This is a genomic window from Streptomyces sp. NPDC033845, from assembly GCF_055576225.1.
Map to the genome: position 1 here is coordinate 302558 of NZ_JBVIRI010000001.1, position 24986 is coordinate 327543.

21 protein-coding genes are annotated in these 24986 nt (G+C 72.9%); 4 read left to right on the forward strand and 17 right to left on the reverse strand.

Features of this window, described 5'->3' with window-relative positions; translation table 11 throughout:
- Positions 1–157: 157 nt before the first annotated feature.
- The 16 genes from ACZ50K_RS01395 to rsmH all read right to left on the reverse strand — a co-directional run bounded on the left by ACZ50K_RS01395 (position 158) and on the right by rsmH (position 18257).
- Positions 158–1402, reverse strand: a complete 1245-nt coding sequence (locus ACZ50K_RS01395) for a DivIVA domain-containing protein (protein ID WP_468895940.1) — start codon at positions 1400–1402, stop codon at positions 158–160.
- 85 nt (positions 1403–1487) lie between these two features.
- Entirely contained in the window at positions 1488–1784 is a 297-nt protein-coding gene (locus ACZ50K_RS01400; RefSeq protein ID WP_468895943.1) for a YggT family protein, read from the reverse strand.
- A gap of 38 nt (positions 1785–1822) precedes the next feature.
- Positions 1823–2440 carry a cell division protein SepF gene (locus ACZ50K_RS01405; protein WP_468895946.1) on the reverse strand — a complete coding sequence of 206 codons (618 nt, stop codon included), beginning with the start codon at positions 2438–2440 and terminating at the stop codon, positions 1823–1825.
- Between the two features lie 149 nt (positions 2441–2589).
- On the reverse strand, positions 2590–3309 hold the full coding sequence (locus ACZ50K_RS01410) for a YggS family pyridoxal phosphate-dependent enzyme (protein ID WP_468897152.1): 720 nt from the start codon (positions 3307–3309) through the stop codon (positions 2590–2592).
- The gene (gene pgeF, locus ACZ50K_RS01415) at positions 3309–4049 is read right to left on the reverse strand and encodes a peptidoglycan editing factor PgeF (RefSeq protein WP_468895949.1); all 741 of its coding nucleotides are present in this window, start codon (positions 4047–4049) and stop codon (positions 3309–3311) included. The genes ACZ50K_RS01410 and pgeF overlap by 1 nt, the downstream gene beginning before the upstream one ends.
- Positions 4046–5257, reverse strand: a complete 1212-nt coding sequence (gene ftsZ, locus ACZ50K_RS01420) for a cell division protein FtsZ (protein WP_468895952.1) — start codon at positions 5255–5257, stop codon at positions 4046–4048. The genes pgeF and ftsZ overlap by 4 nt, the downstream gene beginning before the upstream one ends.
- A 284-nt stretch (positions 5258–5541) precedes the next feature.
- Entirely contained in the window at positions 5542–6318 is a 777-nt protein-coding gene (locus ACZ50K_RS01425; protein WP_468895955.1) for a cell division protein FtsQ/DivIB, read from the reverse strand.
- Between the two features lie 17 nt (positions 6319–6335).
- On the reverse strand, positions 6336–7430 hold the full coding sequence (gene murG / locus ACZ50K_RS01430; protein WP_468895958.1) for an undecaprenyldiphospho-muramoylpentapeptide beta-N-acetylglucosaminyltransferase: 1095 nt from the start codon (positions 7428–7430) through the stop codon (positions 6336–6338).
- Positions 7431–7436: 6 nt separating this feature from the next.
- The gene (ftsW, locus tag ACZ50K_RS01435; RefSeq protein ID WP_468895960.1) at positions 7437–8801 is read right to left on the reverse strand and encodes a putative lipid II flippase FtsW; all 1365 of its coding nucleotides are present in this window, start codon (positions 8799–8801) and stop codon (positions 7437–7439) included.
- 48 nt (positions 8802–8849) lie between these two features.
- Complete coding sequence (murD, locus tag ACZ50K_RS01440; protein ID WP_468895963.1) at positions 8850–10400, reverse strand: UDP-N-acetylmuramoyl-L-alanine--D-glutamate ligase; 1551 nt, start codon at positions 10398–10400, stop codon at positions 8850–8852.
- Positions 10382–11452, reverse strand: coding sequence for a phospho-N-acetylmuramoyl-pentapeptide-transferase (gene mraY / locus ACZ50K_RS01445; RefSeq protein WP_468895966.1), 1071 nt, complete (start codon positions 11450–11452; stop codon positions 10382–10384). The genes murD and mraY overlap by 19 nt, the downstream gene beginning before the upstream one ends.
- Positions 11449–12873 (reverse strand): UDP-N-acetylmuramoyl-tripeptide--D-alanyl-D-alanine ligase, encoded by a 1425-nt coding sequence (locus tag ACZ50K_RS01450; protein WP_468895968.1) that lies wholly within the window; start codon positions 12871–12873, stop codon positions 11449–11451. Before ACZ50K_RS01450 ends, mraY begins: the two co-directional genes overlap by 4 nt.
- Complete coding sequence (locus ACZ50K_RS01455) at positions 12874–14568, reverse strand: UDP-N-acetylmuramoyl-L-alanyl-D-glutamate--2,6-diaminopimelate ligase (protein WP_468895971.1); 1695 nt, start codon at positions 14566–14568, stop codon at positions 12874–12876.
- A 24-nt stretch (positions 14569–14592) separates the two neighbouring features.
- Entirely contained in the window at positions 14593–16578 is a 1986-nt protein-coding gene (locus ACZ50K_RS01460; RefSeq protein ID WP_468895974.1) for a peptidoglycan D,D-transpeptidase FtsI family protein, read from the reverse strand.
- Positions 16579–16582: 4 nt separating this feature from the next.
- Positions 16583–17257, reverse strand: a complete 675-nt coding sequence (gene ftsL, locus ACZ50K_RS01465; RefSeq protein ID WP_468895977.1) for a cell division protein FtsL — start codon at positions 17255–17257, stop codon at positions 16583–16585.
- 40 nt (positions 17258–17297) lie between these two features.
- Positions 17298–18257, reverse strand: a complete 960-nt coding sequence (rsmH, locus tag ACZ50K_RS01470) for a 16S rRNA (cytosine(1402)-N(4))-methyltransferase RsmH (RefSeq protein WP_468895980.1) — start codon at positions 18255–18257, stop codon at positions 17298–17300.
- 270 nt (positions 18258–18527) lie between these two features.
- Here rsmH and ACZ50K_RS01475 point away from each other — a divergent pair, with 270 nt between their 5' ends.
- From ACZ50K_RS01475 to ACZ50K_RS01490, 4 genes are all read left to right on the forward strand, one after another.
- A complete protein-coding gene (locus ACZ50K_RS01475; protein WP_468895983.1) occupies positions 18528–19151 on the forward strand; it encodes a beta-class carbonic anhydrase in 624 nt (207 codons plus the stop codon).
- A gap of 120 nt (positions 19152–19271) precedes the next feature.
- Positions 19272–20276, forward strand: coding sequence for an AAA family ATPase (locus ACZ50K_RS01480; RefSeq protein WP_468895986.1), 1005 nt, complete (start codon positions 19272–19274; stop codon positions 20274–20276).
- Entirely contained in the window at positions 20276–21679 is a 1404-nt protein-coding gene (locus tag ACZ50K_RS01485) for a DUF58 domain-containing protein (RefSeq protein WP_468895989.1), read from the forward strand. Before ACZ50K_RS01480 ends, ACZ50K_RS01485 begins: the two co-directional genes overlap by 1 nt.
- Complete coding sequence (locus ACZ50K_RS01490) at positions 21676–24051, forward strand: transglutaminase TgpA family protein (protein ID WP_468895992.1); 2376 nt, start codon at positions 21676–21678, stop codon at positions 24049–24051. Before ACZ50K_RS01485 ends, ACZ50K_RS01490 begins: the two co-directional genes overlap by 4 nt.
- A gap of 289 nt (positions 24052–24340) precedes the next feature.
- On the opposite strand, the gene ACZ50K_RS01495 is transcribed toward ACZ50K_RS01490, so the two are convergent.
- Complete coding sequence (locus tag ACZ50K_RS01495) at positions 24341–24976, reverse strand: TetR/AcrR family transcriptional regulator (protein ID WP_468895995.1); 636 nt, start codon at positions 24974–24976, stop codon at positions 24341–24343.
- Between the last annotated feature and the right edge of the window lie 10 nt (positions 24977–24986).

A 24986-nucleotide genomic window follows, 5' to 3' on the forward strand; every position in this document is an offset into this window, starting at 1 on the left:
GGCCGGGCCACCGGCGTTTCGGGCCACCGGCGTACCTGGCCCGCCGATTCCCTCAAGGGGGCCGGACACGGGGACACGGCAAAGGGCCGGGCCCGGCCCCCCTGAGGGGAACCGGGCCCGGCCCTGCCGAACGACTGCCGACCGTGCGGCGCGGCGCCTAGTTGTCGTCCTCGTCGATCAGGAAGCCCCGCATCGGAGAGGGAGCCTGCTGCATCGGCTGCGGAGCGGCCGGACGGACCGGAGCCATCGGCTGGGTCATCGCCGGGGACATCTGCTGCTGGCCGCCACCGTAGGAGGGGCCGCCGCCCATCGGGGACGGGGGCGCCATCGGCGACGGGGCGCCCATGGAGTGGCCCGAGTGCCCGGAGTGGCCCATCGCGCCGGCCGGAGCCATCGACGGCGCCGGGGACGGCGGCAGCGAGGCGGTGGCCGGGGTGCGCGGCGGGGCGAGCGAGTCGTCGGCCTGGGTCTCCAGCTGACGCAGCTGCGACTCCAGGTAGGACTTCAGACGGGTGCGGTACTCACGCTCGAAGCCCCGCAGGTCCTCGACCTTGCGCTCCAGCGTGGCGCGGGCGGACTCCAGGGAGCCCATCGCGACGCGGTGCTTCTCCTGCGCGTCCCGCTCCAGCGCGTCCGCCTTGGCGCGGGCGTCCCGCTCCAGGCCCTCGGCGCGCGACCGGGCCTCGCCGACGATCTTGTTGGCCTCGGAACGGGCCTCCGCGATGGCCTGGTCGGCGGTCTGCTGGGCGAGCGAGAGCACACGGGCGGCGCTGTCGCCGCCGGGGCCCTGGCCGGGCTGCGGCAGCTGCGGGGGCTGGTGGCCCATCGGCTGCATCTGCTGGCCCATGGGCTGACCCATCGGCTGGCCCATCTGCTGCTGCTGACCCATCGGCTGCATCTGCTGGCCCATGGGCTGACCCATCGGCTGGCCCATCTGCTGCTGCTGGCCCATCGGCTGCATCTGCTGGCCGAGGGGGTTCTGGCCGCCCATCGACTGGTTGCCGGCCATCGGGTGCTGCTGCATGGGACCGCCCATGGGACCGCCCATCGGGCCGGGACCCTGCTGGCCCTGGCCACCGGGGCCCGGCGGGAGCTGCGGCGGGCCCATCTGCGGGGGACCCTGCTGGACCGGCGGGCCGGATATGGCCGCGGGCACGGGTCCGCCCGGACCTCGCTGGTCCTGGGGCTCCGGCTTGCGCATGCCCTGCTGCTGCTGGTTCTGCGCGGCGGCCCGGGTCGCCGCGGCCAGCTTGGCGCGCAGGTCCTCGTTCTCGCGCAGCAGGCGCGTCAGTTCGGCCTCGACCTCGTCGAGGAAGGCATCGACCTCGTCCTCGTCATAGCCTTCTCGGAGACGGACGGTCGTGAACTGCTTGTTCCGCACGTCCTCAGGGGTCAGCGGCATCTCTTCTTCACCTCTACGTAGTCGTCGGCAGTCGGCAAGACCGTATCGGGACCATCCCCGCCACGCAGGCGGGGAGCATCATCGTTCACACGCCGCTCGCAAGGTTGCTCACGATGCTGATCAGGACGTAAACGATGATCATCAGCACGAAGAAGGACAGGTCGAGTGCCACGCCCCCGAGACGCAACGGCGGGATGAATCGCCGCAGAAGCTTGAGCGGTGGATCGGTGACAGTGTAGGTGGCCTCCAGAACGACCACCATCGCCTTGCCCGGTTCCCATGACCGTGCGAACTGGAAGACGTAGTCCATGACCAGTCGGAAGATCAGCACGATGAGGAAGCACATCAGCGCGATGTAGACCACCTGCAGTGCGACACCCATTCCGTGCTTCCCTCTCCCCGTGTTCTCGCCTGTCCGGTCTAGCTCTGGTTGAAGAACCCGCCCTCCGCGATGCGGGCCTTGTCCTCCGCCGTGACATCGACGTTAGCAGGCGACAGCAGGAACACCTTCTGTGTCACGCGTTCAATGCTGCCGTGCAGACCGAACACCAGACCCGCCGCGAAGTCGACCAGACGCTTCGCGTCGGTGTCGTCCATCTCGGTCAGGTTCATGATCACGGGGGTGCCCTCGCGGAAGTGTTCCCCGATGGTACGGGCCTCGTTGTAGGTCCTGGGGTGCAGCGTCGTGATGCGGTAGGGCTCCCGCTCGGACACGACCTTGGGCATGATCACGGGGGCGTTCTTCTCCAGGTTCGAGCGTTCGGGTGTGATGGATGCCACGGGGGCCATTCGTACGGAACGTCCGCTTTCCAGCGGTAGGGGAATCGGTTCACGGGGCGCCGGCGGCTGAGCAATTCGCACCGGTTCGTCCGTTACGGGCGGTTGGTGCACCGGCTGTTGCCGGCGGTCCCGGTCGCGGGGGCGCTCGGGCTCCGGCTCCGGCTCGAACTCGTCATCCGGGTCGTATCCGGGGCTGTCGTACCGGTCGTCCTCCACGAGGCCGAGGTAGACCGCCATCTTGCGCATTGCGCCGGCCATTCTCCGAGTCCTCCGCTCTGTGGTGGATCGTCCACCGACAAATGGCGCAGTGTCACAAATGTCACCAACTGCCCACGATCCACGCGGCCTGCCCGCCCATCAGCGGGAATGACCATATTTTCTGCTGTGGTCCGACTTTCTCCGCGACGTTACCCGAGCCGGGGTCTCGCGCCGAGTACCGCAGTGCCGACGCGTACATGTGTCGCCCCGGCCGCCACGGCCTGTTCCAGGTCCGCGCTCATCCCCGCCGACACCATCGTGGCAGCCGGATGGTGTGCGCGCAGGCCTGTTGACAATTCCACCAACCGCTCGAAAGCGGCCTGTTCGCGTCCCGCGTAGGGACCGGCGAGCGGGGCCACCGTCATCAGCCCGTCCAGCCGCAGTCCGGGGGCCCCGGCGATCCGGTCCGCCAACTCCCCCAGCAGGTCCGGGGCGGCGCCGCCGCGCGAACCCCGCTCCCCCGACTCCGCGTCCAGCGCGATCTGCACCAGACAGCCGAGCTCCCGGCCGGTCTTGACGGCCTCGGCGGAGAGGGCGTCCACCAGCCGGGCCCGGTCGACGGACTGCACCAGCTGCGCGTATCCCGCCACCGAACGGACTTTGTTGGTCTGCAACTGGCCGACGAAGTGCCAGGTCAGCGGCAGATCCGCACAGGCGGCGGCCTTGGGGGCGGCGTCCTGGTCGCGGTTCTCCGCCACATGACGGACCCCCAGCTCCGCCAGCAGTCGTACATCGCTCGCCGGGTGGGTCTTGGTGACCACGATCAGGGTCACCTCCTCCCGCGCACGGCCGGCCGCCGCGCAGGCGGTGGCGATGCGCTCCTCCACCCGCGCCAGGTTGGCGGCGAGCTCGGCCCCACGTTCGGTCATCATTCGGCAGCTTCCAGGAAGACGTATCCCGCCAGCCGGCCGGTCACCCGGTCGCGGCGGTACGAGAAGTGATCCCGCGACTCCAGTGTGCAGACCGGGGATCGGCGGGCGTCGGCCACCCCCGCCTCCGCGAGCTGGGCGTGCACTCCGGCGACCACGTCCACGGCCGGGGTCCCCCAGCTCGTCTCGGCCCGGGCGGCCGGCACCAGCGCGGAGACCTCCTCGCGCATCTCGGCCGGCACCTCGTAGCAGCGGCCGCAGACGGCCGGTCCGGTGAGGGCCACCATCCGGGCGGGGTCCGCCCCGAGGGCGATCATGGCCTCGACGGCGGCGGGCACCACCCCCGCGACCAGTCCGGGCCGACCCGCGTGGGCGGCGGCGACGACCCCGGCGACCGGGTCGGCCAGCAGGACCGGGACGCAGTCGGCGGTGAGCACCGCGAGGGCCGGTCCCCGACGGGCGGTCACCAGCGCGTCCACCGCGGGGATCGGCCGGTCCGGGTCCCAGGGGCCGTCGACCACGGCCACCTCCCGGCCGTGCACCTGGTTCATCCAGACCACCCGGTCCGGGGACAGGTCCAGCTCCCGCGCGGCGCGGGCCCGGTTCTCCCGGACCGCGGCCGGGTCGTCCCCGACCGCGCCGCCGAGATTGAGCTCCTCGTACGGAACGGCGCTCACCCCGCCCCACCGGTCGGTGAAGGCGAAGTGGGCGCCGCCCACGGTCTGTCGGACTATCGTCACTTCAAGAAGTCCGGAACGTCCAGTTCCTCCGCCGGGCTGTCCTGGTAGGGACGGGCCGACGGCACGGGCGGAGCGGTGGTGGTCTGCCGCTCCTCGGCCAGCGGGGCCGCCTCGACCGGGGCCGGGGGCTCCTCGCGCGGGGTGACCGAGCCGAGTCCGCCGAAGGCGGGCCGCGGCGGCTCGGCCGCGCGAACCGGGGCGGCGGGCTCCTCGCGCTTGGTGGAGGCGGCGCCGATCACGTTGTCCCGGCGGGCCGGCGGCTGTCCGCCGTCGAACCCGGCGGCGATCACGGTGACCCGGACCTCGTCGCCCAGCGCGTCGTCGATGACCGCGCCGAAGATGATGTTGGCCTCGGGGTGCGCGGCCTCGCTGACCAGTTGGGCGGCCTCGTTGATCTCGAAGAGGCCCAGGTCGGAGCCGCCGGAGATGGAGAGCAGCACCCCGCGGGCGCCGTCGATGGAGGCCTCCAGCAGCGGCGAGGAGATCGCCATCTCGGCGGCGGCCACCGCGCGGTCGTCGCCGCGGGCCGAGCCGATGCCCATCAGGGCGGAGCCGGCCTCGGACATCACGGACTTGACGTCGGCGAAGTCGAGGTTGATCAGACCCGGGGTGGTGATCAGGTCGGTGATGCCCTGCACACCGCTGAGCAGCACCTGGTCGGCCGACTTGAAGGCGTCGAGCACGCTGACCTGGCGGTCCGAGATGGACAGCAGCCGGTCGTTGGGGATGACGATGAGGGTGTCGACCTCTTCGCGGAGCTCGGCGATGCCGTCCTCCGCCTGGTTGGCGCGGCGCCGGCCCTCGAAGGTGAACGGCCGGGTGACCACACCGATCGTCAGGGCGCCCAGGGAGCGCGCGATGTTGGCGACCACGGGGGCGCCGCCGGTGCCGGTGCCGCCGCCCTCGCCGGCGGTGACGAAGACCATGTCGGCCCCCTTGAGGACCTCCTCGATCTCCTCACGGTGGTCCTCTGCCGCCTTGCGACCGACTGCCGGGTTGGCGCCGGCGCCGAGGCCGCGGGTGAGTTCCCGGCCGACGTCGAGCTTGACGTCGGCATCGCTCATCAACAGCGCCTGCGCGTCCGTGTTGATGGCGATGAACTCGACGCCCTTGAGACCGACCTCGATCATTCGGTTGATGGCATTGACACCACCGCCGCCGACACCGATGACCTTGATGACTGCGAGGTAGTTCTGCGGTGCTGCCACGTCGAAGGCCTCTCGCCTCGATTACGTGTCGTCACCCCGCGGACCGCGATGCGACGACTGATGCCGAAAATAGGGACGGTCCGAACGCGCCGACCCGAACCCTAACCCTGAAGTTTAGGGTTAGAAGTGTCTCTGTTGCTTGGATCCTTGGACTTCCGAACAGGACACTAAGTCGACAAGTAGCGCGTGTTCAACGAACACGCCGAACCTCCCGTTTTTCTTTTCACCCTATGTGATCACCCGTATCGCTGGCCAACCAGGGTGCGCCGACCTTCGACCCGACGTCAACTCCCGGTCACTGCAGGGGCCGTGGGGGCACTCACGTCGAAGCGGCCGGCCTTCGGGGCGGCCTTCAGCAGCGCCGTCAGCGCCCTGGCCTTGGCTTCCCCCTGTTCGGCGCTGCCCCAGACCACCGTCCGGTCCCGGGTCAACTCCAGTACCACCGAGTCGTAGGAGCCGATGGAGATCCGGGCGGTCTCCCTGGCCACGGCCTCGGGGAGGTCCCGCGCGATGCCCACCGCCTCGTGCAGCAGCCGCTCCTCGTCGAACCGGCGGACGCTCGGCGAGCGGTCGGCGTCCAGTTCGAGCACCGGAACACCTTTCGGGGCCTTCGCCACCGTGTCGAATCGCACACCCGTCGCGTCCACTTCGACGAACCGGGCACCTTTTCCGATGAGCAGAACGGGTTTGCGCTCCGTGACATTCAGTCCGATTCCGTGCGGCCAGGAGCGGACCACCTCGACCGAATCGATCCGCGGCAGCCGGCCGCGCAGCCGGGCCGCGATCTCCCCGGTGTCCACGGTGACCAGCGGCGCCCCGACCGGCACCGCGGCGGCGTCCAGCACCTGCCGGGGGGTGAGCACCTCGGTGCCGCTGGTGGTGACCTTCTCCACCCGCAGCCAGCTCGATCCGTAGAGCACCCAGGCGCCGGCCGCCCCGAGCAGCAGGACCGCGGCCAGCGAGCCCAGGACCGGGCCCCGGCGCGGCCGTCCGCCGCCGGGGGCCCGGGGGCCGGATTCCTTCGGGTTCCCGCGCTCGGCGGTCGTCGTCGCTCCGGCCACGTGCGGTGCCTCCTGCGTCAGCGGTTCCGGCGGGCGGCGATGGCCTCGTACACCATGCCGACCAGCAGTTCGTCGGCGTCCCGGCGCCCGAACTCGGCGGCGGCGCGGGACATCTCGTACAGCCGGTGCGGGTCACCGAGCACCGGGAGCACATTCCCCTGCACCCACTCCGGGGTGAGTTCGGCGTCGTCGACCAGCATTCCGCCGCCGGCCTTCACCACCGGCTGGGCGTTCAGCCGCTGTTCGCCGTTGCCGATCGGCAACGGGACGTACACGGCGGGCAGCCCGACGGCGGAGAGTTCGGCGACGGTCATGGCGCCCGCGCGGCAGAGCATCATGTCGGCCGCGGCGTACGCGAGATCCATCCGGTCCACGTACGGTACCGGGATGTAGGGCGGCATACCGGGCATGTTGTCCACGCGCGGCAGTTCGTTCTTCGGGCCGACCGCGTGCAGGATCTGGATCCCCGAGCGCTGGAGCGCCGGAGCGACCTGCTGGACCACCTCGTTGAGCCGGCGCGCGCCCTGCGATCCGCCGGACACCAGCAGGGTCGGCAGGTTGGGGTCCAGCCCGAACGCGGCGCGGGCCTCCGGGCGGACCGCGGAACGGTCCAGGGTGGCGATGCTGCGGCGCAACGGGATGCCCACGTAACGGGCGTTGCGGAGCTTGCTGTCCGGGGTGGAGACGGCGACGGCGTGCGCGTACCGGGAGCCGATCTTGTTGGCCAGGCCGGGCCGGGCGTTGGCCTCGTGGACGATGATCGGCACCCCGAGCCGCTTGGCCGCCAGATAGCCGGGCAGCGCCACGTATCCGCCGAAACCCACCACGCAGTCGGCCTTGGTGCGGACCAGGATCTCCTCCGCGGCCTTGATGGTGCCCCGCAGCCGTCCGGGGACGGTGATCAGCTCGGGGGTGGGCTTGCGGGGCAGCGGGACGGCGGGGATCAGGCCCAGCTCGTAGCCGCGTTCCGGCACCAGGCGGGTCTCAAGGCCGCGTTCCGTTCCGAGGGCCGTGATGCCCACGGTGGGGTCCTGCCTGCGCAGGGCGTCCGCGAGGGCGAGCGCCGGCTCGATGTGGCCGGCGGTCCCCCCACCGGCGAGTACGACATGCACCGAAATTCACCGCTCTCCGGACGGACGCTTCTTGACGCGCCGTCTCATCGACTTCCAAATCGGCCCGGACCGCTTCCAGCCCACCTTCGGCTGCCGCATCGCGAGCGCCGCGCGCGCCGCCGGCTCCTCCCGCGCGAAGGCGATGAGCAGTCCGACCGCGAACATGGTCGGCAGCAGGGCCGACCCCCCGTAGGAGAACAGCGGGAGCGGGACACCCGCGATCGGCAGCAGACCGAGCACCGCGCCGATGTTGATCACGGCCTGGGCCGTGATCCAGGTGGTCACGCCTCCCGCGGCATACCTGACGAAGGAGTCCTCCGTGCGTCCGGCCACGCGGATACCCGCATAGCCTAGGGCCGCGAACAGGCCGAGTACCGACAGCGTCCCCGCCAGCCCCAGTTCCTCCCCGGTGATGGCGAAGATGAAGTCGTTGTGTGCTTCGGGCAGTTCCCCCCATTTTTCCACACTGGCGCCCAGTCCGGAACCGAACCATCCCCCGGAGGCGAGGGCGAAGATTCCGTGAACGGCCTGCCAGCATTCACCTTTGGGGCCGAGGTCGGTGGCGCCGATGCAGGACAGCCGGTCCATCCGGTGCGGGGCGGTCTTGATCAGTACCGCCCCGATGGCCACGGCCACCCCGAGCACCCCGACGAACAGCCGGGTGGGGGCGCCGGCCAGCCACAGCAGGCCGAACAGGATGGCGCAGAGGATCATGGCGGTGCCCATGTCCCCGCCCAGCATGATCAGTCCGAGCAGCAGGAAGGCCGCCGGCACCAGCGGGACCAGCAGGTGCTTCCACTGGGTCAGCAGGTCCTTGTCGCCCTTGCGGGCCAGCAGGTCGGCGCCCCACAGGATCAGCGCCAGCTTGCCGAACTCGCTGGGCTGGAGCATGAAGGGGCCGCCGAGCGAGATCCAGTTCTGGTTGCCCTGGATGGAGACCCCTATCCCGGGGACCTGGACCAGGACCATCAGGAACACGGTCACCGCCAGCACCGGATAGGCCAGTGCCCGGTGCAGCTTCACCGGCATCCGGGAGGCGGCCAGCAGCAGTCCGGCGCCGATCGCGGCGGCCAGGAACTGCTTCTGGAAGAAGTACGACGGGGACAGGCCCAGCTGGAGCGCCTTGATCATGGAGGCGCTGTAGACCATCACCAGGCCGAGGCCGGTGATGAGCAGCGAGCTGCCGAGGATCAGGTAGTACGCGGTGAGCGGGCGGTCCCAGGTCCGCTTCAGGCGGCGGTAGCTGCGTCGGGCGCCGGCCAGCGGGCCGGCGCCTCCGACGGGCCGCTTGGCACCGGTGACGGGCCGCTTGCGGCCCTGCGCCCGGACGGCGGCGGGCCGCCGCCCCGGCAGCATCTGCTTGGCCGGCATCTGTCGTCTTCCCCTCCACTCGGACGAGCAGCCCGTCGGAGAAGACCCCTAGACGCCCTGCTCGGCGGCCAGTTCGCGCACCGCGTCGGCGAACGCGTCCCCGCGCCTGCTGTAGTTCGCGAACATGTCCATCGAGGCACAGGCGGGTGCCAGCAGGACCGTGTCGCCGGGCTCGGCGAGCCGGGCCGCTTCCCGGACCGCTGCGAGCATCGCCTCAGTGTCGGTCCGGTCGAGGTCGACGACCGGGACATCGGGGGCGTGTCGCGCCAGTGCCTCCTTGATCAACGCCCGGTCGGCGCCGATCAGCACCACCCCGCGCAGCCGGTCGGCGGACCGCCGGACGAGCTCGTCGAAGGTGGCTCCCTTGGCCAGCCCGCCGGCGATCCAGACCACCGGCTCGTAGGCGGCCAGCGAGGCCTCGGCCGCATGGGTGTTGGTGGCCTTGGAGTCGTCCACGTAGGTGACCCCGGCGACCTCGGCGACCCGGCTGATCCGGTGCGCGTCCGGCCGGAAGTCCCGCAGCCCGTCCCGGACCGCGCGCGGTTCCACGCCGAAGGCGCGGGCCAGCGCGGCGGCGGCCAGCGCGTTGGCGATGTTGTGCGGGGCGGGCGGGTCGACGTCGGCGACCTCGGCGAGCTCCTGGGCGTTCTTCTGCCGGTTCTCGACGAAGGCCCGGTCGACGAGGATGCCGTCGACCACGCCGAGCATCGAGGGGCCGGGGGCGCCGAGGGTGAAGCCGATGGCCCGGCAGCCCTCCTCCACGTCGGCCTGCTCGACGAGGCGCTCGGTGGCCGGGTCGGCGGCGTTGTACACGCAGGCGACCGTGTTGCCCTCGTAGATCCGGCCCTTGTCGGCGCCGTACGCCTCCATGGAGCCGTGCCAGTCGAGGTGGTCGGGGGCCAGGTTGAGCACGGCCCCGGAGTGGGCGCGCAGGCTGGGCGCCCAGTGCAGCTGGTAGCTGGAGAGCTCGACGGCGAGCACGTCGTACTCCTGCTCGCCGAGCACCACGTCGATGATCGGGGTGCCGATGTTGCCGACGGCGGCGGTGCGCAGTCCGGCGGCCTTCAGGATGGAGGCCAGCATCTGGGTGGTGGTGGTCTTGCCGTTGGTGCCGGTGATGGCCAGCCATTCGGCCGGTCCGGCCGGCTCCGCGCCGGGGCCGGCGGTGCCGCGGGCGGCGCGCAGTTCGGCGCCGGCCCCGCGCAGCCGCCAGGCGAGCTCGACATCGCCGACCACGTCCACGCCGGCCTTGGCGGCGGCGAGGAAGAGCGGGCTGTCGGGCTTCCAGCCGGGCGAGGTGACGACCAGTTCGGTGCCCTCCGGCAGGGTCTCGCCCGCCGGGGCCCCGTCCGGGAGCCGGCCGAGGCGGACCTCGACGCCGGCTCCGGCGAGTTCCGCCGCCCTGGCCCGGTGCGCGTCCCCGTTGCCGTTGTCGACCACGGTGACGGCGGCGCCCAGCCCGGCCAGTGCCCGGGCGGCGCTGATGCCGCTCACCCCGAGTCCGGCGACGGTGATCCGGCCCGGCAGGCCGAACCGGCCCAGGGCGTCGGGGCCGAGCAGGCCGGCCAGGTCGGTTTCGCTCACTTGTCGGCTGCCCATCCCGCGTAGAAGAGACCGAGGCCCACGATCACGCACATGCCCTGGATGATCCAGAACCGGACCACCACCAGGACCTCGGACCACCCCTTGAGTTCGAAGTGGTGCTGGAGCGGGGCCATCCGGAAGACGCGCTTCCCGGTGAGCTTGAAGGAGCCGACCTGGATGACCACGGACATGGTGATGAGGACGAAGAGACCGCCGAGCAGCGCGACCAGCAGTTCGGTGCGCGAGCAGATGGCCAGACCGGCCAGCGCGCCGCCGAGGGCCAGCGAGCCGGTGTCACCCATGAAGATCTTGGCGGGCGAGGTGTTCCACCACAGGAAGCCGAAGCAGGCTCCCATCAGGGCGGAGGCGACCACCGCGAGGTCGAGGGGGTCGCGTACCTCGAAACAGGCCGCCGGGTTGGTCAGGGTCTGCGCGTTGGCGCAGGACTCCTGGTACTGCCAGACGCCGATGAAGGTGTACGCGCCGAAGACCATCACCGCGGCGCCGGTGGCCAGGCCGTCGAGGCCGTCGGTGAGGTTCACGCCGTTGGACATCGCCAGGATCATGAACAGCGCCCAGACCACGAACAGCACCGGCCCGATGGACCAGCCGAAGTCGGCCACGAAGGAGATCCGGGTGGAGGCCGGGGCCAGCCCGCGCGAGTCCGAGAACTGGAGCGCGAGGACGGCGAAGGCGATGCCGACGATCAGCTGGCCGGCCATCTTCGCCTTGGCCCGCAGGCCCAGCGAACGCCGCTTGACGATCTTGATGTAGTCGTCGAGGTACCCGACCAGGCCCATGCCGGCCATCAGGAACAGCACCAGCAGGCCGGAGAAGGTCGGCTCGCTGGAGGTCAGCACCTTGGTCAGGGCGTACGCGGCCAGGGTCGCCAGGATGAAGGAGATGCCGCCCATGGTGGGCGTGCCCTTCTTCCCGGCGTGGCCGCGCGGGCCGTCGTCCCGGATGAACTGCCCGTAGCCCTTGCGGGCCAGCAGTTTGATCAGCAGCGGGGTGCCGACGATGGTGAGGAACATACCGATGACACCCGCGAACAGGATCTGCCTCATCGGTCGGCGACCTCGCCCTCACCGGCGAGCAGCGCCTGTGCGATCCGCTCCAGGCCGATCGACCTGGATGCCTTCACCAGCACGACGTCCCCCGGGCGCAGTTCTCTGCGCAGCAGGTCGACCGCCGCCTGTGCGTCGGACACGAGCACCGACTCCTCACCCCACGAACCCTCGTTATATGCGCCCAGTTGCAGCCAGGAGGCTTCCCTGCCCCCGACCGCGACGAGCTTGCTCACGTTGAGCCGGACGGCCAGCCGTCCGACCGCGTCGTGTTCGGCGAGCGCCTCGTCCCCGAGCTCGGCCATGGGACCGAGCACCGCCCACGTGCGTCCCCCGCGCTCCTTGGCGGCGCCGCCCATGGCGGCGAGCGCGCGCAGAGCGGCCCTCATGGACTCGGGGTTCGCGTTGTAGGCGTCGTTGACGACCGTCACGCCGTCGGCCCGTTCCGTGACCTCCATACGCCACCTGGAGAGCGTGCCCGCGCCGGAGAGCGCGGTGGCGATCTCTGCGGTGGACATGCCCAGCACATGGGCGACGGCGGCCGCGGCGAGCGCGTTCGACACGTGGTGCTCACCGTACAGCCGCAAGGTCACATCACTGCACCCGGAGGGTGTGCGCAGTGTGAAGGCCGGCTGTCCCCGCTCCGTCAGACGCACCTCGGTGGCCCGGACTTCGGCGCTCTCGCTCTCCCCGAAGAAGACCGTACGGGCCTTGGTGCGGGAGGCCATGGCACGGACCAGCGGGTCGTCGGCGTTGAGGACGGCCACCCCGCCCTCGGCCTCCGCGGGCAGGGCCTCGACCAGCTCTCCCTTGGCCTGGGCGATCTGCTCGCGGCCGCCGAACTCCCCGATGTGGGCGGTCCCGACGTTGAGGACCACACCGATCCGGGGCGGGGTCAGACCGGTGAGGTAGGCGATGTGGCCGATCCCCCGGGCGCCCATCTCCAGCACCAGGTGCCGGGTTTCGGCCGTGGCGCGGAGCGCGGTGACGGGCAGTCCGATCTCGTTGTTGAGCGAGCCGGGCGTCCACACCGTGGGCGCGTGGTGCTGGAGCACCTGGGCGATCAGGTCCTTGGTGGAGGTCTTGCCGGCCGAGCCGGTGAGGGCCACCACGTCGGTGCCGAGACGGCCGACCACGGCGCGGGCGAGGGCGCCGAGCGCCTTCTCCACGTCGGGGACCACGATGGCGGGGACTCCCACCGGACGGGTCGCCAGGACCGCGACGGCGCCGGCCGCGTGGGCGCGCTCGGCGTAGTCGTGGCCGTCCACGTTCGCCCCGTCGAAGGCGGCGAACAGGCTGCCCTGTCCGACCTCCCGGGAGTCGTAGACCACGGAGCCGGTGACCTGGACGGACGGATCCGGTATGTCGTGGGGGCGCCCGCCGGTGATGTCGGCGATCTCGGCGAGGGAGAGGGGGATCACTTAGTTCACCTCGGCCTGTCGGGCGGAATCTGTCGGGTGGCCCGCGGTCGCGGCCAGGACGGCGGCGCGCAGGACCTCGCGGTCGTCGAAGGGGCGGACCACTCCGCCGGTGTCCTGGCCCTGCTCGTGTCCCTTTCCGGCCACCAGCACGGTGTCGCCGGGGGCGGCGCGGGCGACGGCGGCTGCGATGGCCGCGGCCCGGTCGGCGTCGACCAGGACGGTGCCGCGCTCGCCCTGCGGGACGGAGACGGCGCCCTCGAACATGGCGGCGAGGATCTTCAGCGGGTCCTCGGAGCGCGGGTTGTCCGAGGTCAGTACGGCGGTGTCGGCGAACCGGGCGGCGGCGGCGCCCATCGGGCCGCGCTTGGTGGTGTCCCGGTCGCCGCCGCAGCCGAGCACGATGTGCAGGCTGCCGGTGGTGACCTCGCGCAGCGCGCGCAGGACCGATTCGACGGCGTCCGTCTTGTGGGCGTAGTCGACCACGGCCAGATAGGGCTGTCCGGCGTCGACCCGCTCCAGCCGGCCGGGGACCCCGGGGACGGCGGCGACCCCGTCGGCGGCGGTCTGCGGGTCCACCCCGGCGGCGGCCAGGGTGACGATCGCGGCCACGGTGTTGGCCACGTTGAACGGGCCGGGCAGCGGGGCGGTGGCCCGGATCCGCCGGCCCTCCGGACCGAGCACGGTCAGGGTGGAGTCCATGTGGCCCTGGACCACGTCCTCGGCCCGCCAGTCGGCGGCCGGGTCGCCCTCCGCGGAGAAGGTGACCACCGGGATCGGGGACTCCTTGGCCAGCCGGCGGCCGTACTCGTCGTCGAGGTTGACCACGCCCAGCCGGGCCCGGGCCGGCGTGAACAGCTGCGCCTTGGCCCGGTAGTAGTCCTCCATGCCGGTGTGGAACTCCATGTGCTCCGGGCTGAGGTTGTTGAAGACGGCCACGTCGAAGACGCATCCGTCGACCCGGCCGAGCACCAGGGCGTGGCTGGAGACCTCCATCGCGACCGCGTCGACCCCGCGTTCGCGCATGACCGCGAACAGCGCCTGGAGGTCGGTGGCCTCGGGGGTGGTGCGCTCGGACTTGATGCGCTCCTCGCCGATCCGCGTCTCCACGGTGCCGACCAGGCCGGTGCTGCGGCCGGCGCCGCGCAGGCCGCCCTCCACCAGGTAGGCGGTGGTGGTCTTGCCGGAGGTGCCGGTGATGCCGATGCGGAGCAGGGCCTCGCCGGGCCGGCCGTAGATCTCGGCGGCCAGCTCGCCCATCCGGCCCCGCGGGTTCGGCACGGTGAGCACCGGGAGACCGGTGGCGGCGGCCCGTTCGGCCCCGTCGGGGTCGGTCAGGATCGCGGCGGCTCCGAGTCCGGCGGCCTGCGCGGCGAAGTCGGCGCCGTGCGCACGGGCTCCGGGCAGGGCCGCGTAGAGGTCGCCGGGGCGGACCGCCCGCGAATCGTGGGTGATGCCGGTGATCTCCGCCCGGGCTCCCGGAGCGGCCGTCCCGAGCAGGTCCGCCAGGGCCCCGAGGGGGGTCGGGCGGACGGCTGCGGGGCGGGGCGCTCCCGGCGGCGCTGCCGGGGGTTTCTGGGTGGTTCTGGGCTGATCGGCGTGGGGCACGGCGGTGAGCGTACCGGGCGCGGCGGGCCGGTCGGGAATCGAGGGGGCCGTGCCGTTCCGGTTCCCGGGGTCGGGGGTGATCGTTGTCACTGGGGGTGCCTCACGCTCTTCTGATCACTGGCCGGGCTTGAAGGTGACCGGCAGTCCTGCGGGTGCGGTTCCGGTGGGGGCGACCTGGAGGGTCTTGAGGGCGAACTCCATCACCTTCTTGTAGATGGGTCCGCAGATCTGGCCGCCGAAGTAGCTGCCCTTGGTGGGGTTCTGGATGGCGCAGTAGACGGTGACCCGGGGGTTGTCGGCGGGGGCGAAGCCGGCGAAGGAGGCGGTGTAGCCCTTGTAGCGGCCGGTGGCCGGATCCACTCGGTTGGAGGTGCCGGTCTTGCCGCCGACCCGGTAGCCGGGGATCTTCGCCTTGGTTCCGGTTCCCTCCTGGTCGTCGACCACCGATTCGAGCATCTGGGCGAGGGTCCTGGCGGTCTCCTCGCTGACCACCCGGGTGCGCTCGGGCTCCGGGGCGGGGGTGAACCGGCCGTCGGGGCCCTTGTGGCCGCGGACCAGGGTGGGTTCGATGCGTACGCCGCCGTTGGCGACGGTGGAGAACACCGAGGCGGCCTGCATGGCGTTGAGGGAGAGCCCCTGGCCGAAGGGGATCGTGTACTGCTGGGAGGTCGACCACGTGCCGGGCTCGGCGAGGAGTCCGCGGGACTCGCCCGGGTAGCCGAGCCCGGTGGGCCGGCCGATGCCGAACTTGGTCAGGTAGGAGTGCAGCACCTTGTTGGCCTCGGGCTGGGTGGGGCCCAGTTGTCCGGTGGCCAGGATGGTGCCGATGTTGCTGGACTTGGCCAGCACCCCGTTGAGGGTCAGGTACCAGGTCGGGTGGTCGATGTCGTCCTTGAAGAGCCGGTCGCCGCGGTGCAGCCGGTTGGGGACCGTCACATGGGTGGCGGGGGTGGCCTTCTTCTCCTCCAGCACGGCGGCCATGGACATCACCTTGGCGGTGGAGCCGGGCTCGTAGACGTCCTGGAGGGCCGCGTTGCCCATGGCGGCGGAGCGGGCCTTGCTGAGGTCGTTGGGGTCGAAGCCGGGCGAGTTGGCCATGGCCAGCACCTCACCGGTCCGGGTGTCCTGGACGATCACGTAGCCGCGGTCGGCCCGGGACTTCTCCACCTGCTCGGTGATGGCGTTCTGGGCGGCCCACTGGATGTCCCGGTCGATGGTCAGCTCGATGTCCTGGCCGGGGACGGCCGGCTTCTCGCTGGAGCCGGCGGTGGGGACCCGGCGGCCGCCGGACTGGGCGTAGGTGACCTCGCCGTCGCGGCCGGACAGCTTGTCGTCCAGGGAGGACTCCAGGCCGCCGCCGCCCTTGCCCTCGGCGTTGACGTAACCCAGTATCCCGGCGGCCAGGGTGCCGTTGGGGTACACCCGCTTGCTGCTCTCCGCGTTGAAGATCCCGGCGAGGACGTTGGCGCCCGGCCCGTTGTTGTTCCGGTCGGCGGTCGCCTTGTCGGCGAACACCCGCTTGAGGTCCTTGATCTGGTTCCAGACCTGGGGGGTCTGGCGGCGGGCCAGCACCACGTAGCGGGTGTTCTTGGTCTTGAGCCGGCCGGCCAGTTCCCCGGCCTCCTTGCCCAGGATCGGGGCGAGCAGGGCGGCGGCCTGTTCCGGGGCGTCCGGGGCCTTGCTCTCCTCGGGCGTGAACATGGAGGGGTCGGCGGTGATGTCGTACGCGTCCACGCTGGTGGCGAGGGCGACGCCCTTGCGGTCGGTGATGTCCCCGCGCTCGGCGGCCAGGGTGTAGCTGGCGTACCGGTTCTTGGAGGCGACCGCGGAGAAGGTGGAGGCGTCCACCGCCTGGACCTGGAGCAGCCGGACCACGAAGGCGAGCATCACCAGGGTCAGTCCGATGCCGACCAGCCGCAGCCGGGGGCGCGGGTTGCCGAGCCGGATGGTGTGCGCGGCGCGGGGGGCAGCGGGCCGCCGGGTGGCGGGGCGGGCGGCGGGGCGGCCGCCGGGCCGGCCGGCGGCACCCCGGCCGCGTTCGGCGGGGCGCGGCCGGGGCGGGCCCGGGACCCGGCGGCGGGGCGGTTCCTTGGCGGTCACGTCGTCACCGTCCGGGGCTCGGGGTGGACTGCGGGGGCGCGGGGGCGGCCGGGGCCGCGGGGTCCGCGGGGGGTTCGGTGCCTTCGGGTCCGGCGGGCGGGACGGCGGATCCGTCGGCCGGGCCGGTGCCGGTGCCCGTGTCGGGGGCGGCGGCGGTGTTCGGGGCGGTGCTGCCGGCGTCGGGGGCGGCGTTCGGGCCGGGGGGCGGGTTCGTGCCGGGGGCCGCCGGGTCGGCGCCGGTGCCCGGGGCGGCGGCGGGCGGGGCGGCGGTGGGCGAGGGGGGCGGCGGGGCCGCGGCGGGGGTGGGGCTGCCGGTGGTCTTCCCGTCCGGGCCGAGGAAGACCGGGCTGCCGCCGGGCACCATGCCGAGCTCGCGGGCCCGGCGCTCCAGCGCGTCGGGGGCCGAGTGGGCGTCCACGTCGCGTTGCAGGGCCTGCTGCTCGTCGGTGAGCGCGGTGGTCTCCTTCTTCAGCCTGCTGAGCTGGAAGGAGCCCTGGTTGAGGGCGGAGTTCAGCAGCAGCAGGCTGATCAGGCCGCCGCCGAGCAGCACCACGACCAGCAGCACGAAGGGGGTGCGGGCGGCCTGCGGGGCCGTCCCCCCGGCGGGGCGGGCGCCGCGCGGGCGCCTGCCGCCCAGGCGCGCCACCCGCATCCGGGTCGCGGTGGCCACTCTGCTCACGCTTCCTCCCGGTCCCCGGGTCCGCCCAGCGGCGCCCGACTCACAGTTCGGCCTCGCGGATGCGCTGCACCCCGCGCAGCCGGGCGGGGGCGGCCCGGCGGTTCTCGGCGACCTCCTCCTCGGTGGGGAGCTCCGCGCCGCGGGTCAGCAGTTTCAGCTTGGGCTGGTACTTCTCGGGGACCACCGGCAGTCCGGGCGGGGCGGTGGAGGCGGCACCCGCCGCGAACACCGTCTTCACCAGGCGGTCCTCCAGGGAGTGGTAGGCGAGCACCGCGATCCGGCCGCCGACGGCGATCCGGTCCACCGCGGCCGGGATGGCCCGCTCCAGCACCGAGAGCTCCCCGTTGACCTCGATCCGCAGGGCCTGGAAGGTGCGCTTGGCCGGGTTGCCGCCGGTCCGCTTGGCGGCCTGCGGCAGGGCGTCGCGGATCAGTTCGACCAGTCGGGCGCTGTTGGTGAAGGGCTCCCTGGCGCGCTCCCGGACCACCGCGGAGACGATCCGCTTGGCCTGCTTCTCCTCGCCGTAGGCGCGCAGGATGCGGACCAGTTCGCCGGGCGGGTAGCTGTTGAGGACCTCGGCCGCGCTCATCCCGGTGGTCTGGTCCATGCGCATGTCCAGCGGGGCGTCCTGGGCGTAGGCGAACCCGCGGTCGGCCTCGTCGAGCTGCATGGAGGAGACGCCGAGGTCGAAGAGGACACCCTGGACGGCGGGGACGCCGAGCCTGTCGAGGACCTCGGGGAGCTCGTCGTAGACGGCGTGCACCAGGGTGGCGCGGTCGCCGTAGGGGGCGAGGCGCTCGCCGGAGAGCCGCAGGGCCTCCTTGTCCCGGTCCAGCCCGATCAGTCGGACTCCGGGAAACTGCCGGAGCAGGGCCTCGCTGTGGCCGCCGAGGCCGAGGGTGCAGTCGACGACGACCGCCCCGGGGGCCTCCAGCGCCGGGGCCAACAGGTCCAGGCACCGCTGGAGCATCACCGGGACATGTCGGGATTCGCTGGTCAAGGCGCCCTCTCAGATAACGGCGCGGCAGTCGTATGCGTAGGCGTACGCACCGCGCACGCGGGTTGTGCCGTCCGGACCGCGACTCCGGCCCGGGCCCGGGCCACGGCTGGGCCCCGGCCGGTTTCGCGCCACTTTAGTCCAACGGTCGCCGCGGTCAACGAACCGGCCCGTGACCGGTGTGGCCCGCCCCCACCGAACCGCCGGCGGCCCCGAATCACCCGGACGGCCGCCTCCCGCCCACTCCTGTGGGTTAGCTCACAACAAGGGTCGTTGACGTTCTTTGTCCGTCCTCACGCAAGGCCTTCACCAGCCGTGACCACTAACGTCTTGGGTATGACGACTTCCGCACACCTGCCCACCGACTCCGCGCCGGCTCCCGTGGCCCAGAGCGCCGGGGAATCCGTCATCGACCGCCTGGTCGAGGCGAACCGCGGCTACGCCGGCCGCTTCACCGACCCGGGCATGGACGCCCGCCCCGTCCTCAAGGTCGCCGTGGTGGCCTGCATGGACGCCCGGCTCGACCTGCACGCGGCGCTCGGCCTGGAGCTCGGCGACTGCCACACCGTCCGCAACGCCGGCGGCGTGGTCACCGACGACACCATCCGCTCCCTCACCATCAGCCAGCGGGCCCTGGGTACCCGCAGCGTCATACTCATCCACCACACCGGCTGCGGTCTGGAGAGCCTGACCGAGGAGTTCCGGCACGAGCTGGAGCTGGAGGTCGGCCAGCGCCCCGCCTGGGCCGTGGAGTCCTTCCGGGACGTGGACCAGGACGTCCGGCAGTCCATGCAGCGGGTGCGCACCAACCCGTTCCTGCTGCACACCGACGATGTGCGAGGCTTCGTCTTCGACGTCCACACCGGCCTGCTGCGGGAGATCGACCCGGCCTCTTGAGTGACAGGGGACGGCTACGGCGTCAAGAATGCGGGAGGAACGCCACCCGGACCCGCAGCGGTCCGGGTCCCGGCGGACCCCATTTTTGATCGTTTTGGCTGTTTTGGGGTGGAGAACCAGGTGACGACCTACGACGACCGTGCCGGCCTCGCGGATCTGACCAGCACCGCGGACCGGGTCCGCAGGTCGGTGGAGACCGTGATCGAGGGGAAGCCCGAGGTCGTCCGGCTGGCGCTGACGGTGCTCCTCGCCGAGGGGCACCTGCTGATCGAGGACGTGCCCGGGGTCGGCAAGACCATGCTCGCCAAGACCCTGGCCAAGTCCATCGACTGCTCGGTCCAGCGCATCCAGTTCACCCCCGACCTGCTGCCCTCGGACGTCACCGGCGTCAGCGTCTACGACCAGCACAACCGCGAGTTCGAGTTCAAGCCCGGCGCGATCTTCGCCCAGATCGTGATCGGCGACGAGATCAACCGGGCCTCCCCCAAGACCCAGTCCGCCCTGCTGGAGTCCATGGAGGAACGGCAGGTCACCAGCGACGGCCAGACCTACCGGCTGCCCTCCCCCTTCATGGTGGTCGCCACCCAGAACCCCGTGGAGATGGAGGGCACCTACCCGCTGCCCGAAGCCCAGCTGGACCGCTTCATGGCCCGGGTCTCCGTCGGCTACCCCAGCCCGGCCGCCGAACTGCAGATGCTGGAGGTGCACGGCGGGGTGTCCCCGCTCGACGACCTCCAGGCCGTCGCGCACGCCCACGACATCGTCAAGCTGATCGAGGCGGTCCGCGAGGTGTACGTGGCCGAACCGGTCCGCCGCTACATCGTCGACCTGGTCTCCGCCACCCGCGTCCACCAGGACGTCCGGGTCGGCGCCTCCCCCCGGGCCACCCTGCACCTGCTGCGCGCGGCGAAGGCCTCCGCCGCCCTCTCCGGACGCGACTACGTGCTCCCCGACGACGTGCAGGCGCTCGCCTCCCCGGTGCTCACCCACCGGCTGTCCATCACCGCGCAGGCCCGGCTGGCCAGCCGGCTCCCCGAGCAGGTCGTCGCCGACATCCTGCAGCGCACCCCGGTCCCCGCGGCCCATCCGCGGACCGGGGAGCAGCCGGGCGCCCGGGGCTTCTGATGGCCGCCGGCGGTACCCCGGCCGGGGCGGGCGGCCCCGGCGGACTGCGCGCCGCCCTGTCCGGACTCACCACCCGGGGCCGGTCCTTCCTGGCCGCCGGGCTGGCCGCGACCGTGTGCGCCTTCGTCCTCGGCCAGCAGGCCCTGCTCCAGGTCGGGCTGCTGATCGCCGTGCTCCCGCTGCTCTGCGTGTACGCACTGCACCGCACCCGCTACCGGGTGTCCGGCAGCCGCCGGCTCACCCCGATGCGGGTCCCGGCCGGCGGGGAGGCCCGGGTGCAGCTGCGCATGGACAACGTCTCCCGGCTGCCCACCGGACTGCTGATGCTCCAGGACCGGGTGCCGTACGTGCTGGGCCCGCGACCCCGGTTCGTCCTGGACCGGGTGGAGCCCGGCGGCCGCCGCGAGGTGTCCTACCGGGTCCGCTCGGACCTGCGCGGCCGCTATCCGCTCGGCCCGCTCCAGCTGCGGCTCACCGACCCCTTCGGGCTGGTCGAGCTGACCCGCTCGTTCAGCACCTACGACACGCTGACGGTGATCCCCCGCACCGAGCCGCTGCCCCCGGTCCGGCTGGCCGGCGAGGCCAACGGCTACGGCGAGGGCCTCCAGCGGTCGCTGGCCCTGGCCGGGGACGACGACGTGATCCCGCGCGGCTACCGCTCGGGCGACGACCTGCGCCGGGTGCACTGGCGGTCCACCGCCCGCTACGGCGAACTGATGGTGCGCCGCGAGGAGCAGCCGCAGCGGGCCAGGGCCACCGTGCTGCTGGACACCCGCCGGACGGCCTTCGAGGGCGCCGGACCCGACTCGGCCTTCGAATGGGCCGTCTCCGGGGCGGCCTCCGCCCTGCTCCACCTGCTGGAGCGGGGCTTCTCGGTCCGGCTGCTCACCGACACCGGGGACTCGGTCCCCGGGGCGGGCGGCGGCGGGTTCTCCGCGGGCGGCGGCCAGGAGTCGGCCGAGGCGGCCGGGCTGATGATGGACACCCTCGCGGTCGTCGGGCACTCCGACGGCAGCGGCCTGTCCCGGGTCTGCGACACCGCCCGGCACGGCGAGGAGGGGCTGCTGATCGCCTTCTTCGGCGGCCTGGACGAGACCCAGACCCAGCTGGCGGCCGGACTGCGCCGGGGCAGCGGCGGCGCGGTGGCCTTCGTCCTGGACCCCGACGCCTGGGCCGGCCGGACCACCGGCCCGGCGCCGGCCGCCGGGGCGTCCGAGGGCGCGCCCGACCGCTCCGCGGCCGCCGCGCGTCTGCACCGGCTGCGGGAGGCGGGCTGGACGGCCGTCGAGGTACTTCCGGGCGCCGCCCTCGGCGAACTGTGGCGGCAGGCCGGGGCGCACACCCCGGAATTCGGCGGGATGCCCCTGGGCACGGGGACTTCGGGTGCGGGGGGCTGGGCATGAGCGGCCGGGCGAGACTGACGCTGTTCGCCGTACTGGCGACCCTGCTGACCGCGGTGTCCCTGGTCCCGCTGGTGGGCGGGACGGCCTGGCTGGTGCAGGCCGCCGGACTGCTGGCGGTGCAGGCCGGGGTGGGCGCGCTGTGCCGGCGGGTGCCGCTGGCCCGCTCGCTGACGGTCGGCGCCCAGCTGCTCGTCTCGCTGGCCCTGCTGGTGCTGCTGTTCGCCGGCGCGGGCCGGTCCGGGGAGGGCGGCGGGCTGGGCGACACCCTGTTCGGCGGTGTGGGCGCGCTGTACCAGGAGGGCCTGGCCGATGTGGCCGAGTACGCCATACCGGCCCCGCTCACCGACGGGATCCGGCTGCTGCTGGTCTCCGGGGTGCTGGTCATCGGCCTGCTGGTGGACCTCCTCGCGGTGACCTTCCGGACGGCGGCGGCGGCCGGACTGCCGCTGCTGGCCCTCTACTCGGTGGCCGCGGGACTCTCCGAGGGCGGCTCCTGGCCGCTGTTCGTGATGGCCGGGGCGGGCTATCTGCTGATGCTGCTGGCCGAGAGCCGCGACCGGCTCGCCCAGTGGGGCCGGGTGTTCGGCGGCGGTCCGGCCGGCGGCCGGCCCGGCGGGCCCGCGGTGGCACCGGTGCGGACCGGCCGCCGGCTCGGCGCGGTCGCCGTGCTGATCGCGCTGGCCGGGGCGTACGTCCTGCCCACCCCGCAGGGCGGGCTGACGGGCGGCCGTGGCGACGGCGGCGGGAACGGCTCCGGCGGCGGCACCATCTCCGCGGTGAACCCGCTGGTCGCCCTGCAGAGCAGTCTGAACTCCCAGGACGACCGGGTGGTGCTGCGCTACCGCACCGACAACCGCCCGGCCGACCAGTACCTGCGGATCGTCTCCCTGGACGAGTTCGACGGGGTGGAGTGGAAGTCCTCCGGCCGCAGCCTCACCGAGGTCCCCGACCAGCTGCCGCAGGTCCCGGGGCTCGCCGGGCAGGCCCGGCTGGACGCCACCGAGGTGCGGACCAGCGTGTCGGCCGCCTCCGACTACGTGCAGCGGTACGTGCCGATGCCGTACCCGGCGACCCAGGTGGAGATCGGCGGGCGCTGGCGGTTCGAACCGGTCGGCCGCACCGTCATCGGCGACGACCTGGGCAAAGGCAAGCGGCAGACCGTGCAGAACGCCCGGTACACGGTGACCAGCCTGGTGCTCCGCCCCACCGCCCGGCAGCTGTCCGGGGCGCCCCGGCCGCCCGCCGCCTTCCTGGAGGAGTTCACCCGGCTGCCGGACGACCTGCCCCCGGTGGTCGCCGAGACCGCCCTGCGGGTGACCCGGGGCGCCGAGGACGACTACGCAAAGGCGCTCAAGCTGCAGAACTGGTTCGCGGTCAAGGAGAACGGCGGGTTCAGCTACAACACGCGGAGCTCCTCCGGCTCCGGCTCGCAGGCCATCGTCCGGTTCCTCCGGGACAAGGAGGGGTTCTGCGTGCACTTCTCCTTCTCGATGGCCGCCATGGCCCGCTCGCTGGGCATCCCGGCCCGGGTCGCGGTCGGGTTCACCCCCGGCACCGCGCTGCCGGACGGCAGCATGCAGGTCACCATGAAGGACGCGCACGCCTGGCCGGAGCTGTACTTCGAGGGAGTGGGCTGGACCCGCTTCGAGCCCACCCCGACCCGCGGCACCACCCCGGACTACACCCGGGCGGAGCTGCCCGCCGACCAGCCCTCGGCGCCGAGCGCGGCGCCCTCCCGGAGCTCCGGCGCCCCGGAGCCGACGCCCTCCCGGTCGGCCGACACCTGCCCGCCGGAGCTGCGGCGGCTCGGCGACTGCGACACGGCGGCCACCGTGGTCACCGACCCGACGGACACCGGGTCGGGCTGGGGCCCGGCGCTGGGCCTGACCGCCCTGGGCCTCCTGCTGCTGGCGCTGCCCTCGCTTCCGCTGCTCTGGCGGAGCCGGCTGCGGTCCCGCCGGCTGGCCTCCGGGCGTCCGCTGGACGCCTGGCGGGAGCTCGGGGACTCGGCCTGGGACCTGGACATCGCCCCCGACGAGGCGCTGTCCCCGCGCCGGGCGGCCGCCCGGATCGTGGAGCTCGGCTCCCTGGCGGGGGCCCCGGCGGAGGCCGTGCACCGGGTGGCCGGCGCGGTGGAGGTCGCCCTGTACGCCCCGCCCGGCGCGGGCCCCGCGTACGAGGGCCTGGCCGCGGACGTCCAGCAGGCCCGGGCGGGCCTCCTGGCGGCCGCCTCCCGCGGCCGGCGGCTGCGCTCGCTGCTGCTGCCGCGCTCGGCGGTCCGGCTGTGGTGGGCGCTGACCGCCCGCCGGACCGTCCTGGCGGGCCATGCCTCGGCGGCCTGGGGCCGGCTGCCGCTGCCGCGCCGCGGCTGAGAGCGGGGCGTCACCCGGTACACGACGAGAACACCGCCGCGGCGGGACCCGTTCCCCCCGGGTCCCGTCGCGGCGGTGTCTTCGTGCGGAAGTGAGGTGTCCGGCCCGCTCCGCGGCCCCGTGTCGGCGGTGCGGGCCGGACGCCCCTGTCCATGGCCACCAGTCTGCGGTCCCGCGGGCGGCGGCCCATCCGTGCGCGTACTCATCTGCGCGCCTAGGTACGGATACTCAGTTCTACGTGCCGGGCGGGCGGCCGGGACACCGCCGACCGGGGGTCACCGACCGGGGGTCACCGGCCGCCGCTGACCCGGCCCCGCAGCAGGAACGACAGCGCGGAGTGCACGTCGTCCAGGGAGCGCTCGCGCTGGAAGGACTGCCAGTCGAGGGCGGCCACCAGGACCATCCCGACGAGGGCCGCGGCGGTCAGCGGCACGTCGATCTCCCGGCTGAGCTCCCCGCGCTCCACCCCTTCGCGGAGCACGGTCTCCACCACGGCGACGGCCTCCTGCCGGACCACCATCAGGGTGGACTGCCAGGCCCGGTTGGTGCGCCACAGCTCGGCCACGTACAGCTGGGTGAAGGACGGGTAGCGCTCGATGAAGACCAGTCCGGCGCGGATCATCGCGTCGAGGGCCTCGACCTTGCTGCCGCCGCGGGCCTCGGTGTCCTCGGCGGCCGTCCGCAGGGAGGCGGTCAGCAGGCCGACCCCGTGCCGCAGGAGCTCCTCGAACAGGTCCGTCTTGCTGGCGAAGTTGTAGTAGACGGTGCCTTTCGCGACTCCGGCCCGTTCGGCGATCTCGTCGACCGTGGTCGCGGAGAAACCCTGCTCGGCGATGAGGGTGACGGCGGCCTCGTAGAGCTTCTGGCGGGTGGCCCGCCGCCGGGCGGTGCCGGATCCGGCGCTGGTGCCGGTGCTGCTGTCCATGGCGCTGATT